10 protein-coding genes are annotated in these 15,650 nt (G+C 51.8%); 5 read left to right on the top strand and 5 right to left on the bottom strand.

The window, feature by feature from the left end; translation table 11 throughout:
* Positions 1 to 54 precede the first annotated feature (54 nt).
* Positions 55 to 1,176: a [50S ribosomal protein L16]-arginine 3-hydroxylase gene (roxA, locus tag GFC06_RS18615; protein ID WP_016152697.1), complete on the top strand. Its 1,122-nt coding sequence runs from the start codon at positions 55 to 57 to the stop codon at positions 1,174 to 1,176.
* A gap of 104 nt (positions 1,177 to 1,280) precedes the next feature.
* Here the strand turns inward: roxA and pepT are convergent, their stop codons facing one another.
* Positions 1,281 to 2,507, bottom strand: coding sequence for a peptidase T (pepT, locus tag GFC06_RS18620; protein ID WP_047415361.1), 1,227 nt, complete (start codon positions 2,505 to 2,507; stop codon positions 1,281 to 1,283).
* Between the two features lie 250 nt (positions 2,508 to 2,757).
* Between pepT and potA the strand changes: the two genes are divergently transcribed.
* A complete protein-coding gene (gene potA / locus GFC06_RS18625) occupies positions 2,758 to 3,894 on the top strand; it encodes a spermidine/putrescine ABC transporter ATP-binding protein PotA (protein ID WP_047501985.1) in 1,137 nt (378 codons plus the stop codon).
* Entirely contained in the window at positions 3,878 to 4,741 is an 864-nt protein-coding gene (gene potB / locus GFC06_RS18630; RefSeq protein ID WP_016150058.1) for a spermidine/putrescine ABC transporter permease PotB, read from the top strand. Before potA ends, potB begins: the two co-directional genes overlap by 17 nt.
* Before the next feature lie 502 nt (positions 4,742 to 5,243).
* Here potB and GFC06_RS23570 read toward each other — a convergent pair.
* On the bottom strand, positions 5,244 to 5,420 hold the full coding sequence (locus tag GFC06_RS23570; RefSeq protein WP_213083733.1) for a YnfU family zinc-binding protein: 177 nt from the start codon (positions 5,418 to 5,420) through the stop codon (positions 5,244 to 5,246).
* Between the two features lie 153 nt (positions 5,421 to 5,573).
* On the opposite strand from GFC06_RS23570, the gene GFC06_RS18640 reads away from it, so the two are divergent.
* On the top strand, positions 5,574 to 5,807 hold the full coding sequence (locus GFC06_RS18640) for a hypothetical protein (protein ID WP_029139493.1): 234 nt from the start codon (positions 5,574 to 5,576) through the stop codon (positions 5,805 to 5,807).
* A gap of 19 nt (positions 5,808 to 5,826) precedes the next feature.
* On the opposite strand, the gene GFC06_RS18645 is transcribed toward GFC06_RS18640, so the two are convergent.
* Both GFC06_RS18645 and GFC06_RS23450 read right to left on the bottom strand, forming a co-directional pair.
* A complete protein-coding gene (locus GFC06_RS18645; protein WP_153690510.1) occupies positions 5,827 to 14,409 on the bottom strand; it encodes a GH36-type glycosyl hydrolase domain-containing protein in 8,583 nt (2,860 codons plus the stop codon).
* A 156-nt stretch (positions 14,410 to 14,565) separates the two neighbouring features.
* A complete protein-coding gene (locus tag GFC06_RS23450; RefSeq protein ID WP_175299807.1) occupies positions 14,566 to 14,730 on the bottom strand; it encodes a YnfU family zinc-binding protein in 165 nt (54 codons plus the stop codon).
* A 318-nt stretch (positions 14,731 to 15,048) separates the two neighbouring features.
* Here GFC06_RS23450 and GFC06_RS23575 point away from each other — a divergent pair, with 318 nt between their 5' ends.
* Positions 15,049 to 15,165, top strand: coding sequence for a YnaM/YnfT family protein (locus GFC06_RS23575; RefSeq protein WP_350185928.1), 117 nt, complete (start codon positions 15,049 to 15,051; stop codon positions 15,163 to 15,165).
* Between the two features lie 261 nt (positions 15,166 to 15,426).
* On the opposite strand, the gene GFC06_RS18650 is transcribed toward GFC06_RS23575, so the two are convergent.
* Positions 15,427 to 15,600 (bottom strand): GnsA/GnsB family addiction module toxin, encoded by a 174-nt coding sequence (locus GFC06_RS18650; protein WP_016152691.1) that lies wholly within the window; start codon positions 15,598 to 15,600, stop codon positions 15,427 to 15,429.
* Positions 15,601 to 15,650: the final 50 nt, after the last annotated feature.

The following is a 15,650-nucleotide window of genomic DNA, read 5'->3' on the forward strand; positions in this document are numbered from 1 at the left end:
CGGTTAAGTATCCGTTATAATCGGTTGCAGATACCAGCCTGCGGGATGCTCATTATGGAATACCAACTCACACTTAACTGGCCCGATTTTCTTGAACGCCACTGGCAGAAACGCCCGGTGGTCTTAAAACGCGGGTTTAACAACTTTATTGATCCACTCTCTCCTGACGAACTGGCTGGACTGGCAATGGAAAGCGAAGTCGACAGCCGACTCGTCAGCCACCAGGACGGTAAATGGCAGGTTAGCCACGGTCCGTTCGAAAGCTATGATCATCTCGGCGAGAACAACTGGTCGCTGCTGGTACAGGCGGTCAATCACTGGCATGAGCCAACCGCCGCGCTGATGCGCCCGTTTCGCGAACTGCCGGACTGGCGGATTGACGATCTGATGATCTCCTTCTCCGTACCCGGCGGCGGCGTTGGCCCACATCTTGATCAGTACGATGTGTTTATCATTCAGGGAACCGGGCGACGTCGCTGGCGCGTGGGCGAAAAACTGCAGTTGAAGCAGCACTGCCCTCATCCGGACCTGCTGCAGGTCGCCCCGTTTGAAGCCATCATCGATGAAGAGCTGGAACCCGGCGATATCTTGTACATTCCACCAGGATTCCCGCACGAAGGCTATGCGCTGGAAAACGCCATGAACTATTCGGTCGGTTTCCGCGCGCCAAATACCCGCGAACTGATCAGCGGCTTCGCCGATTACGTTTTGCAACGTGAGCTGGGCAGCACGTATTACAGCGATCCTGACCTGCCGCCGCGCGATCATCCGGCTGACGTTCTGCCGCAGGAAATGGACAAGCTGCGTGAAATGATGCTTGGACTGATTAATCAGCCGGAACATTTCCAGCAGTGGTTTGGCGAGTTTATTTCTCAGTCTCGTCATGAGCTGGATATTGCTCCACCGGAGCCGCCGTATCAGCCAGACGAAATTTACGATGCCCTGAAGCAAGGGGATGTGTTAGTGCGTCTGGGCGGATTGCGCGTATTGCGCATCGGCGATGACGTCTACGCCAACGGTGAGAAAATTGATTCACCGCATCGCCCTGCCCTGGAAGCGCTTGCCAGCCATATTGTTCTGACGGCCGAGAACTTTGAGGATGCGCTGGAAGATCCGTCTTTCCTTGCCATGCTTGCCGCACTGGTAAACAGCGGATACTGGTTCTTCGAAGGATAATACGAACGGTGCCTGATGCGACGCTAGCGCGCCCTATCAGGCCTTCTGGAGTGAAATACTGTAGGCCGGATAAGCGAAGCGCTATCCGGCATCTATCGATAAATTTACTGCTGCTTTGCGGTTAACTCCGCAATACGTACAATCACCCGCACCGCTTTTTCCATTCCTTCCAGAGTTACAAACTCATGTTTACCATGATAGTTGTAGCCTCCGGTAAACAGATTCGGACACGGTAACCCCATAAACGACAGCTGCGCGCCGTCGGTGCCGCCACGAATAGGTTTCAGCACCGGCTCAATATCGCAATCGCGCATCGCCTTCTGGGCGATATCCAGCACATGCGGATGCTCAATCACTTTTTCGCGCATATTGTAGTAGCTGTCTTCAATCACCAGTTCGATATAGCAATCCGGGTGTAACCCTTTGCCGACCTTTTTGGCGATCTCCATGATCTTGCGTTTGCGCGCTTCAAACTGCTTGCGGTCAAAATCACGGATGATGTAGTGCATATCCGCCCGATCGACCGTCCCTTTCATGCTCGCCAGATGATAAAAGCCTTCGTAGCCTTCCGTCGTTTCCGGGCTTTCGTCTGCCGGAACCTCAGCATGAATACGAGCAGCCAGCGACAGCGCATTCACCATCACCCCTTTTGCGGTACCGGGATGGACATTGTTGCCAACAATTTTGATATTAACCGACGCGGCGTTGAAGTTTTCAAATTCCAGCTCTCCCACGCCACCGCCGTCAACGGTATAGGCCCACTGCGCATCAAATGCCGCAACGTCAAAATGCTTCGCCCCTTTACCAACCTCTTCGTCCGGCGTAAAGGCCACGCGGATATCACCGTGCGGAATATCTTTTTGGATGAGCACCGCCAGCGCGGTCATGATTTCCGCCACGCCTGCTTTATCATCCGCACCCAGCAACGTTTTACCGTCTGTGGTGATCAGCGTCTGACCCAGAAGTTGATGCAGCACCGGGAACATCACCGGCGACAGAACTTCATCACCAATGCCTAACGCAATATCGCCGCCGCGATAGTTTTCAACGATTTGCGGATTAACGTTTTTACCGCTGAAATCCGGTGAGGTATCCACATGGGAAATAAAGCCGATCGCGGGAATATTGCCAGCAACGTTAGCGGGCAACGTGGCCATCAGCGTCCCCTTTTCGCTCAGTGAAATGTTAATCAGCCCCATCTCTTCGAGCTGTTGTTTGAGCAGTTGTAATAACTTCCACTGTCCTTCGGTGCTGGGTACCTGCCGCACGCCCGATTTTGATTGGGTGTCCAGCGACACGTAGTGTAAAAAACGCTCAAGTAGTTTATCCATGCAGTCACCCTCACTTTTTGTGACAACATTATCAATAAGCAACAAAAGACAAATATTGCGTCAGGTCACTTTTATCCCCGCAAGTGAGAATATTTCGCCCTGACATCCCCTCTGACTATAGGGCTAAGTCAGTAATTCGCAACAAGGATTGGCGATTACCATGGTTTGCCGTAGAATAACGGCCCTCATTAAGAGTCATCAAGGTGGTTAACCACGAACCCCGCAGCGGTCAGCCATCCGTTGCGTTTACATGGGACAGAGTAAAAAATTGAATAAACAACCGCGTTCGCTTTCTCCACTGGTGCAATTAGCGGGAATTCGCAAAAGTTTCGATGGCAAAGAGGTGATTTCCAGCCTGGATTTGACCATCAATAATGGCGAGTTTCTCACGCTGCTTGGCCCCTCTGGCTGCGGTAAAACAACCGTTCTTCGCCTGATTGCCGGTCTGGAAACGGTTGATTCCGGTCATATCATGTTGGACAACCAGGACATCACTCACGTTCCTGCGGAAAACCGCTACGTGAACACCGTCTTCCAAAGCTATGCGTTATTTCCCCACATGTCCGTATTTGAGAATGTGGCCTTTGGCTTACGCATGCAAAAAACGCCCGCAGCCGACATTACCCCGCGCGTTACCGAAGCTCTGCGCATGGTGCAGCTGGAAGAGTTCGCCCAGCGAAAACCGCATCAACTCTCCGGTGGACAGCAGCAGCGCGTAGCGATTGCCCGAGCGGTGGTCAATAAACCCCGTTTACTCCTGTTAGACGAATCTCTCTCTGCGCTGGACTACAAACTGCGCAAGCAGATGCAGAACGAACTGAAAGCGCTGCAACGTAAGCTTGGTATCACCTTTGTCTTTGTCACTCACGATCAGGAAGAGGCGCTGACCATGTCAGACCGTATCGTGGTGATGCGCGATGGCAAGATTGAGCAGGACGGTACGCCGCGCGAAATCTACGAAGAGCCGAAAAATCTGTTCGTCGCCGGGTTTATCGGTGAGATCAATATGTTTAATGCGACGGTGATAGAACGTCTGGACGAACAGCGCGTTCGTGCTAACGTTGAAGGTCGCGAGTGCAATATTTATGTCAACTTCGCGGTGATTCCCGGGCAGAAGCTGCACGTCCTGTTACGCCCTGAAGATCTGCGCGTTGATGAAATCAACGACGACAATCATATCGAAGGCCTGATCGGCTACGTGCGTGAACGCAACTACAAGGGCATGACGCTGGAGTCGGTTGTGGAACTGGAAAATGGCAAGATGGTGATGGTCAGTGAATTCTTCAACGAAGACGATCCTGACTTTGACCACTCTCTCGACCAGAAAATGGCGATTAACTGGGTAGAAAGCTGGGAGGTCGTACTGGCTGATGAAGAACACAAGTAAATTCCAGAGTGTGGTGATCGTCACCATTGTCGGTTGGCTTGTGTTATTTGTCTTTCTGCCCAACCTGATGATCATCGGCACCAGCTTTTTGACCCGCGACGACGCTAATTTCGTCAAAATGGTCTTTACGCTGGAAAACTATACACGCCTGCTCGATCCGCTCTATTTTGAGGTATTGGTTCACTCCCTCAATATGGCGCTGATTGCCACGCTCGCCTGTCTGGTGCTCGGCTATCCGTTTGCCTGGTTTTTGGTGAAACTGCCAGAAAAAGTGCGTCCATTGCTGCTGTTCCTGCTGATTGTTCCGTTCTGGACCAACTCGCTTATTCGCATCTACGGACTCAAAATATTCCTCAGTACCAAGGGCTACCTCAACGAATTTCTGTTGTGGCTCGGCGTTATCGATACCCCCATTCGCATCATGTTTACCCCCAGCGCGGTGATTATCGGCCTGGTGTACATCCTGCTGCCGTTTATGGTGATGCCGCTCTATTCCAGCATTGAAAAGCTCGATAAACCGCTGCTGGAAGCCGCGCGCGATTTGGGTGCCAGTAAACTTCAGACCTTCACCCGTATCATTATTCCGTTAACGATGCCGGGAATTATCGCCGGATGCCTGCTGGTTATGCTGCCCGCAATGGGGCTGTTTTACGTTTCCGATTTAATGGGCGGGGCGAAAAACCTGCTGATTGGCAACGTGATTAAAGTTCAGTTCCTGAACATCCGCGATTGGCCGTTCGGTGCTGCCACCAGCATTACGCTGACCATCGTCATGGGTCTGATGCTGCTGATCTACTGGCGCGCCTCCCGCTTGCTGAACAAGAAGGTTAGCGACATTGATAGTTAACCGCTATTACTCAAAAAGTTAAAATAATCATGGCATGCAGTTTACCCTCAAGTAAACTGCATGCCAGGTCAGGAACGGGGATAAGATTTGTAAAATCAGAAAGGAATTGTAAACCCGCCAAAATATGCCGTCATGATACGCATGAATTTATTATCGATATTCAAGAAATTGTCTTCTGGATTCATCATCTTCAAGGTACTCAAATGAGAGAAGGCGAATTTTGGTAAGGTTATAAAACCACTCGCAATCGTTTCGTTGAATAATTTCGCCAGGCTTGAAACATATTCCTGATGCTTCCCGGATAATCGCATATTTACCATTATTAAACCTGGCCCTGTGGATACAGAAAGATTGACCAACCTGCCCATGACAGCTGTTCGAAAGGATATGTCCTTCAATAAAAATAGATTTTTTAGATTTCATCATCATATCCTCTCAAACTACAGTACAGGAGCAATATTGTCATTTCCCAACATCACTCACGTTAGGTGGCAGAAGCCGATCAGCCGCCGATACACCAGCATTCTGATGGTCTGAACAACAGCCCGCAGGCAGGGCACTCCAGAACCGCATCTTTTCTTAGTTTACCTGCTTTCTGATCGGCTCTGTATGCGCATACCGGGCAGGCAACATGCACCGGTCTTTCTTTAAAGTGCCTGAGTCCTTTTGTATAAGACATAAATAATTCTCTGAGGAACACAGTAATTATTATACGCCTTAATATAAAAATAACTGGCTTAAGTTATGTTAATTTATGATTAAATCAGGAGATCAGATATTGAAAATTAAACGTCTGATTTATGATATAATACCCTTCCGTGAGAAATTTATCATGAAATCAGAAGACACCCTTGACTGGTACCCGGCCCAATTGCCACCAGTGAAAATTATTCTTGGCGAAGCCGTGCTGGCAGTGGGCAAACAGGGCCGACCTATTAATACCCGAACTTTGCTGGAATACCTTCAGGTCATGCAGGACAAGCAAAAAAAACGAGATGACAAAATCGCCATGCAGACAGCGATTGAGGTTCTCAGGGATAATCAGCGCATTAACGGCAGACGTTAATGCGCGTCCGGACTCAGTGTCAGTTCTGAATAATCTCAACCGTATGGTTTTGTCCATCATCCCGCAGCGGTATTCTGTCATCAGGGAGGAGAACACCATCCAGTGTAACGCGATATTCTGCATCGCCGCGTGAGACACTAATCTGATAATGGCTTTCGCCATATTGATAAGCCATAGAAAAAGACGGCCACCCATCCGGCAACCGGGCATGAACCGTAAGGTCAGCACCGGAACGTTTTATCCCCAGTAATTCCTCGGTAAGTAAACGCCAGGCCCAGCCTGATGAACCGGTATACCAGCTCCATCCGGCACGTCCGATATGGGGAGCGACGCTGTAGACATCAGCGCTCATGACATAAGGCTCGGCTTTATAGATCCCGACGGAGTTCACATTCAGAGTATGATTTATCGGACTGAGCATGGACCAGAGTTGCCAGGCACGATCGGCATTCCCCATTCGGGCAAATGCCATCACAGCCCAGATAGCGCCATGTGTATACTGCCCTCCGTTTTCCCGCACACCAGGCAGGTAGCCCTGTATGTAACCCGGATTTGGACCGTGCCCATCGAAAGGCGGCGTCAATAGTTTTATCAGTCCCCCCTCGCTATCCACAAGGTGCTTATCCAGCGCCTGCATGGCCTTTGCGCACCGTCCCGGGCTAGCGGCCCCGGACAATACTGACCAGCTCTGGGCAATCGCATCGATCCGGCAGTCCTGTGAGGCTTTCGACCCCAAGGGAGTACCATCGTCAAAATATCCACGCCGGTACCATTCGCCATCCCAGGCGTGGGCTTCGAGATTGCTTTGCAGGCGCACAGCCTGTGAACGGCACATTGAGGCGACACTTTCATCCAGCCTGCGATCAGCCAGCGCCGCAAACCGCTGCAAAATGTCGAACAGGAAGAAGCCCAGCCAGACGCTTTCACCCTTGCCGTCGATCCCCACCCGGTTCATGCCGTCATTCCAGTCACCCGCCCCCATCAGCGGCAGACCATGCTCCCCGAACTGTTGTCCATACTTAATGGCTTTGACGCAGTGTAACCAGAGCGTCTCTTCGGTACCGCTGATGACCGGCGTATCATAGGCAGACTCTTCACCAGGCTGAAGCGGACGTCCCTCCAGATAAGGAATACGTGTTTCCAGTACATCCATATCCCCCGTCGTTTCAACATAGTGGCAAACGGCAAGCGGAAGCCACAGATAATCATCGGAACAGCGGGTGCGCACCCCGTTGCCGTGTGGCGGGTGCCACCAGTGCTGTACATCACCCTCAATAAATTGCCGTGATGCACAGAGGATTATCTGTTCTCGCATCCGGTTCGGATCAGCATGGCTCAGCGCCAGCGTATCCTGCAGTTGATCGCGAAAACCAAATGCGCCGCCGGACTGGTAGTAACCGCTGCGAGCCATCAGGCGACAGGCTACCGTCTGGTACAATAGCCAGCCATTCACCAGTAAATTTACCGATGTGTCGGGGGTGTTAACCGCGATTTTATCGAGCACATTGTGCCAGTGGTTGTGAACCCGGTTCAGCTCCTCGCGGACCGTCTCCTCATTCATATAACGGGCAAGCGTCTCCTGAGCTCGAATATGATTCTCCTCTGCGCCGAGGATAAAAATAAACGTCCTCTGATCGCCATCAATTAAGGTAACCGCCGATTGTACTGCTCCGCAGGGATCCAGACCGGCGCCCGTTTTACCTGAAAGCCTGCGTAGCTTCATGACCGACGGGGCGTGCAGAGAACCATTACGACCGATAAACTCCCGGCGATCCCCGGTCAACGAACAGTCATTACCGCTGACGGCAAAAAAGGCAGTACGACCGCTACCGTTATCACCATAAAAGTTGTTCGCCAGCACTCCGCAGCCGCCAGGCGGTCTGGCCGCATGAGTCACAATGTGAGGGGCTGAGCGAGTTCGTGTTCCTCCGAGCGTCCACTCCACATAGCCGGTGACGGAAAGTTTGCGTGTCCGCCCCGAAGAGTTACTGAGCGTCAGGAGCGCCAGTTTAACCGGCGCCTCTTCGGCAACCAGGACCGTCAGCTCGCTGTCTATACCACTCTCTCGATGGGCAAACACGCTGTAACCGAAACCATGGCGGGTCAGGTAATCACCATGTCCGCGAACAGGTAAGGCCGTCGGTGACCAACACTCACCGCTCTCTTCATCGCGCAGATAAAACGCCTCGCCGCTGCGATCGCTCACCGGGTCGTTCTCCCACGGTGTCAACCGGTATTCATGTGCATTCTCATACCAGGAGTAGGCCTGTCCCGCCTCTGAAATCACAGTGCCAAAACGGGCATTTGCCAGTACGTTTGACCAGGGTGCCGGTGTCTGCGCATCTTCCCGCAGGACAATCTGATATTCCCGACCATCCTGAGAAAATCCACCGTACCCATTGAAATGGCATAACTGACTGATATCGGGACTCCAGTCCGTATGTTGATTACGCTCGCGTACAGCCCGTGGAATGAGTGCTCTGGCATGAGGTTTAAGGGTGTGAGTACGCTGATTAAGCTGCTCATTAATACTGCCTGTGCGGTCATCAAGATAAAGACAGGCCACGCTCATCAAAAGCAACTTATCCTCAGCAGAGAGATGCTCGCCATTACGAACAAAAATACCGCCCGTTTTGTCCAGCAGGCTGGCTTCAGACCCGGCATAAATTAAGTCCATAATCTGATTTTGTAAGCCCTGCTGGTAGCCGCCGGGACTGTTATTCAGGATAACCAAATCAACATCCAGTCCTTTCTGTCTCCAGTAACGGTGCGCCTGAATCAGTGTGGTCACTGAAGCAATACTTTCCTCGCTGGTAATACTGATCAGCACTATCGGCAGATCGCCTGAAATTGCCCAGCCCCACAGACCGGACTGACCACGCCGGTTGCGGCTGATCGCCTGGCCTTCGGCGCGCAGCTCCTGGACAGGGTAAAGCACCGCGCTGGCAAGACGATTAAACAAAGTGGCATCATCTTCACTGGCGTTCATCTGGCGTAACACCACCAGACTGTGAGACCAGGCCAGTTCAAAGACGCGATCAGCGATAGGGTAATCGCGGTATTTTTCCAGCAACGCCAGGCTCTGCTGGCGGGTCTCGCTGATGCCATAAATGATATCAATCGTGACCGGCTGCCCCGGCTGCAGAGTGATGGTGTGGCGTATTGCCAGGATCGGATCCAGCACTGACCCCGACGTGTTGCTGAGCGCCCCGCCTGCCTTTATTGCCTGGGCATCCGCAGGGTTTCTGCCACGACCAAGAAATTTTGCCCTGTCTGTTTCAAACGAAACGTTATGAAGGTTATCGCCATGCACCACCATCATGTGAAACAGGCAGGGACTCGCTTCACCCGGGGAACGCGGGCGCCGGTGGCAAAGAATAGCGTCACGCTCAGGATCCAGTTCCGTCTGAATAAACAGATTGCTAAATGCCGGGTGTGCCAGATCGCTGGCTTCAGGCGCCAGTACTACTTCGGCATAGGTTGTCAGTTCCAGAGAGCGAGGCTGGCGACCACGATGAATCAGTGTGAGTCGTCGCAACTCAATATCATCCTCCGGGGAGATCACAACCTGAGTTTTGACGCTGAGCCCATCGAAAGTGCGTCTGAATTCAGCACTCGCATCGGTGAATATCACTTCTTCGTCATGCCCGCTGGTGTGGGCTGTCGGTTGCCAGGTATTGCTCGACACATTCCCCGTCTGTATATCGCGGATATAGCAAAATGCTCCCCAGTTATCGCGGGTGGTATCACTGCGCCAGCGCGTAAGCGCAATATTATTCCAGCGACTATAGCCGCCGCCGCCCGTGGTCAACATCAGATGATAATGGTTGTTGGACAGCAGTTGAATATCCGGGGCTGGCGTGTCCACGCCATAGAAAATACGGGGTTCATAGCGAACGGGTTTGACCCTGCCCTCATGAGATTCAAAATGACGGCGTGGGCTGTACAGATCGACCGCATCCGGCACGCGTTCCTGTAACAGCAGGCTCGCTGATCGGAAGACCGTACTGGACATGAAGCGTTCAGTCATCGGGGCGTCAAGTAGCACATGAGCCAGCGCCTGAAACGCCATGCCCTGGTGATGCGCCATCCAGGACTGAACCACCGCATAGAGCTGACCGGTTGCGAGGCGAGAGGGAGTATAGTCCAGCGCTTCATAAAAACCGTATTCACCATGTGCGCCATTTTTTTGCAGCCTGATCAGGTTCTCACAGGCTTTCTGTGGGGAGACCATCAACGCCAGCAGTGTGGCGTAAGGGGCGACTACCATGTCATCGGCAAGCCCCCTGCGCAGGCCGAGACCCGGCACACCAAATGCCTGATATTGATAATTATGCTGAACATCAAAAGCATGATAACCAGACTCTGAAACGCCCCACGGTACTCCGCGTTCTTTCCCCCAATGAATCTGGCGCATAACCGCCGACTGACTCATTTCATCGAGCAGGCTGCCAGGCCAGGTGGGCATTACCAGATTCGGCATCAGGTATTCAAACATTGACCCGCTCCATGACATCAGGGCGGTTTCATTGTCAATGGTGGTGAACAGTCGCCCCAGCGCGTACCAGCTTTTAAGAGGTAGCTGATTAGTGGCAATGGCAAGAAAGCTGGTCAGGCGGATTTCAGACGGCAGAAGATCGTAGTGGCTCTTGTCAGGCATATTCGTGTCACAGTTATAGCCAACACTGAGCAGACTGGTTGCTTCGCTGTACAGAAAGGCGAAATCCATCCGGGCATGCTCATCCAGCCGTTGTTCAAGTTCAGTGATAATATTGAGTCGCATCCGGGCCTGCTCCGTCGCTGACGCCGGGGGGGGTCCTACACCAGTAAATGTTGCGCGGGCAAGCTCGCACAAAGTCGGCAGCGTCTGTTCGTTCCAGGATGCAGGTAACCAGCCAAGCAGCAGCGACCACTCATGGCAAAGCTGAACCAGTTGATGCTCCAGATGTCCTGCCCAACGCATCTGAAGAGGAGATCCCTGATGGCATAGCGTGTTCAGGTGATTGCACTGGGTGCGCATATTTTTCAGCTCGCTGAAAAATGTCTGCGGAGAGAGCGACACCGCGCTCAGGCAGTGTTTTCGCAGCAACCGCAAGCTGTCAGGCGGGTTCTGACCCCACTGTTTTTCCAGAATATCCAGCGTATCGTTCAGTCCTGCCAGTATCTGTTGGCGATTTAAAACTGGCTGATGACGCATGGCGGACAGCCCTGCACGCAGTGTCAACAAATGCCCTGCCATGTTGCCGCTGTCAACGCTTGAGATATAGCGTGGGCTGAGGGGGGCCAGCGTACGAGTGTCATACCAGTTGTAGAGATGGCCCCGGTAGTGCTCCATTTTATCCATTGTGTCGAGCGTGAGCGACACGCGCCGGAGCACTTCCCCGCCGGGCAGGTAGCCAAAGTCCCATGCCGTCAGGTTAGCCATGAGAGAAAGGCCAATATTGGTAGGAGAAGTTCGATGGGCCACCGTCGGCTGCGGTATTTCCTGGTAATTATCAGGCGGAAGCCAGTTCTCTTTTTCTGTGGCAAAGGTTTCAAAAAACGCCCAGATTTCACGGCTTGTCTGGCGCAACAGCTGTTTTTGTTCCGGATTGGGCGAAAACACCTTACGCGCAGGCTGGCGACTCAGCCAGCTCATCAGCAGCGGTGCCACACACCATAACAAACCGATCGGCAACGCAATCCCCAGCAGTTGTGGAGCAAATTGTCCGGTCAGAATTATCAGCATCACACCACATGCAACATTCAGCCACATCGCCTGATAAAAACGCGCGACAGTGGGGCCGGCCTGATTGCTGTCCTGGCTGTGGCTGACCCACTGGCTGAGGTGACGCCTGCTGATCCCCAATCGCCATAACGTCACGGCGATCGCTTTTAGCGAATATCCGGCTTCGTGCGGCAGTATCGCAAAATTAAGGCCGATACCTGACAAACGCTTCAGCGCACCCGCCCCTACCAGTAACAGATGCGGCTTCAGGCGGCGACGCAGAGGTTTATGCAGCAGGTCATGGGTGATGCAGAGGATGGTTGGCAACAGCCATATCAGCGACAGTAAGCCCAGCCAGTAAACCGGATTAGGTACCCCAAGCAGGGTGAAGAACAGCAATACCAGTAATGAGGGGGCGACCAGACTGCGACGCAGATTATCAAGTAATTTCCAGTAAGAAAGCGCGGTCAGCGGATTCCTGGTCCGGGTTCCATCGGCTCTTCTGACACGTGGTTTCAGCCAGTTAAGCAGTTGCCAGTCACCCCGGATCCAGCGTGAACGGCGTGCAACATCCGAAAGATAATTATTCGGGTACTGTTCATAGAGTAACACCTCACTGAGCAGACCCGAACGTGCATAGCATCCTTCGAGTAGATCATGGCTGAGAACCAGGTTTTCCGGGCAGGTGTTGGCCGTGGCCTGCATAAAAATGTCAACATCGTAAATCCCTTTCCCCACGAACGATCCTTCCCCAAAAAGATCCTGATAGATATCCGAAGACATCATCGAATAGGGATTATTGCCCGGTATGCTGCTGCGCATGGCGGCGTAACGTCCCTGACCGTTGCGTGGAATCTCCTCCGCAAGGCCAGGTTGTAAAATGCCAAATCCTTTGACAACCCTCTGGCGTACCGGATCATACTCTGGCGTATTCAGCGGATGCGCCATTGTCGCGACCAGTTTGTGCGCCGTATCGCGCGGCAGCACCGTATCACTGTCCAGGGTAATGACGTATTTAATATGGCCCGGTAAAAGGTTAGCAGGCATGTCTGCAACGCTGACGAATTGAGTCCCTGGATGGCGCAACCAACTGTTCAGTAACGCCAGTTTTCCCCGCTTGCGTTCATAGCCCATCCACGTTCCTTCCGCAGGGTTCCATTCAGGCTGGCGGTGTAGCAGGTAAAAACGCGGGCGGCTGGAGGGATAGCGGCGATTCAGCGCCTGCGTATCGGCGATCGCCTGTCTGAGCAGCATCTGGCTTTCCGGCGAGGGTTCATTTGCAGAATCAGCGAAATCAGTGAGCAGCGCAAACCTGAGATTTTCGTTTTCATTCCCCAACCAGCAGACTTCAAGACTGGTGAGGAGTTGGCTGAAACTTGCGTGGCTGGTCAGCATGCAGGGGATGACTAACAGAGTGGCGCTGTCAGGGGGAATGCCGGTTGAGAAATCCATCCGCGGCAAGGGGCGAGGAACGCGAAAACGGGTGGTGGCGTCACTGAGTAGATCGCTCATTAACTGAGTTACAGCGATAATCAGAGGGAATATCACCGCGATCAACAGCCAGTCTGCGCCCTGCATGGCTGTTTCGTGCAAAATTGCCGCGGTCGTTGCGGTTGTCAACAACGCCAGGCTTCCAAGCCATGACAGCAGGGTTATTCTGTTGAAACTGTGCCGCAGACGCATGAACCTTGAGGTGTCTGCTAACAGATGAATTTCCAGCGACTGCCGACCTTCGCCTGCGAGATAATAACCAACATGATATTCCAGTGTATCGGGAGCACTGTTTCCTGAAAGCGTCAGCACCCTGTCAGCAACTTCAGGCTCGCTGAGACCACTGTCTCTGGCCAGGACCTCAACAACGTGCCGGTAATGATCCCGGGTATTGAAGTGCATCCGAGGATAGATACCGGCAGGATCATTGCGTAATGCCTGTTCGACGACACTTATCGTTTCGGCGAAATCAGCCCAATCCGTTTCACTCAGTAATCGCAGACCCGCGATACTGTTACTGACAGATAGCTGGCTGGCGGCAAGCTGTTGATTGAAATTATGTATGAGAACGTCGGTGGTGATCCCCTGTTCCCGAAGGCACTGATCAACCCAGGTCAGAGGTAACGACAGCGCATTGCCATGCCCCTGCAGACGCCGCACCAGCTCTGCGACAAAGGCACTGGTTAACGTAGGTCGGGAGCGTGCCATATCGGCAACAACCATGATTAAATCGCCAGGGGCATTCTCTGCACATCCGAAAATCTTTGTTATCCACATATCAGCCAGCGTTCTGTCCTGCTGCGCTTTGATCACTTCGATACTGATACGACGAAGATTTTCAATCAGCGCCAGGCGCAGCATTCCCGGTAACGCCCAGACTTCACCTAATGTCAGCGGGGTCACCTGTTGATAGGCGGTGAGATAGCTGGTCAGGCTGGCGGCATCCCAGCGCCCGTCACCGTGAGCAATGGCCTCTGATGCAATATTGTAAATTCGAGGGCAATTCAGCGGCGACATCAGCGACGGGAGACCTTTACCAAAGCTTTTCGGCAAGTGCTGGCGGACAGTGCGGATTTGTTCCTCAATCAGATAATAATTGTCCAGCAACCACTCCCCGGCAGGCATGATGCTGGTCTTTTTACCCGCGTTAAGCTCATAACAACTTTGGGTAATGATGGCCTCATTCTCGCCGAGTCTTTTTAGAAGATAATAAGGATGTTTATCCGGCGATAATTTATGGGTCCGTGCGAGCTTCTGACCGTAGCGTTCCATCTGGGCGGTCGAAAAGAGTTCTGACTGCAGCGTGCTTTCACCGGCAGGATCGTTCGCCGAAAACGTTACGCTTTCGGTAGCATTCATCGGAATATGGGAGCGGTTAAACCACGCCCTGGGGTTCATTTTCATAGCATTGCTCTGATGCAGAGTTAGCATGCAGGAGCAGTTGCGAAATCAGTTCAGAAACGTTCTCTCAGGATGGGCGTAAGGCATCAGGGATTTAACAGCTGCCGGGATTTGACTTAAGTATAGAACACCGGGTTTAGGTGCAACTAAGTGTCAGGGTTATCGTGGTGAAACAAACAGTGTTTTACAGCCAGGACACAGCATTGTCTGCTTAAGGCGAATTTTAGAAATAGATTGGGATGAACGTAAGCCGCAGGCCGGGCAGATGACAGTAGTCGTCGATACGCCGCCGAGGTACTTCATTGCGTAATCGATGAGAGACATGGTGATTACCCTTTCGATGAATGAGATTCACTGTACCACGTTTGGATAAAATTTAACCATTTAATTTATCGTCCTATTCTTTATCCAAAAGGGGGATATCACAGGGTAGATGACGACGTTTGCCAAGATAGATATTTGCAGCCACAGGGGCCGTTGAGACCGTTGACCCGCCACTCTTCGATACGGCTCCCTGCAGCCCGCTCTGGTATACAATGACCCGCTTCGATATTTTTTCCGGGAAATACTATGATATTTACCCTGAACTTTTCCTTTATGCCTTAGTCTAATAATCAAATCCATCTGAAATGAAGAAAATTTATGATTACCAGCCTTTCATTGGTATTTACCGTCATTACCGCTCTGTGCATTATGTTGTTTGCTGCGGTAAAAGTAGGAGTTGGGTTATCTAACAATCCCGACCGAAATGATAATTAACCCATTCGCAGGCTACTACGTCATCCCACTCCCCTCAATGTGATACCCACTGACCACGAAATTTCCGACAAGTGCATTCCCTGCCCTGAGCCAGCAGTAGCCCGATAGCGCGGACTGGCATCGGAAAGGCCCCATTAAAAAGTCAGGCCTTGTCTCTATGATTAAAAATGAAGGTTTTGACAACATCCAAATTTTTTGACAGCAATAAAAAAGCATTACCTTTTAAGATAATGCTTTTCATTCAAGCTGGGTTTTTAACGATTAGATCAATGTAATTTTAATATCATAGCTTTCAAGCCCAGTCATTTTTTCACGAGCAGTAAACTGGATGTCGGAAACTTCTTTGCCTGTCTTTTTTTTGAGTTCAACAATTTTTTTTGTAATGAATTCAGAAATATCCGCTTCAGTTTTTGTTTTTAACTCTTCGACGTTCATTATTTACCTCTCTTGATCTCTAACGTATCAACGCCAAGTATGTAACATTC

Origin of the sequence: Citrobacter braakii, assembly GCF_009648935.1 — a bacterium.
Classification (GTDB): domain Bacteria; phylum Pseudomonadota; class Gammaproteobacteria; order Enterobacterales; family Enterobacteriaceae; genus Citrobacter; species Citrobacter braakii.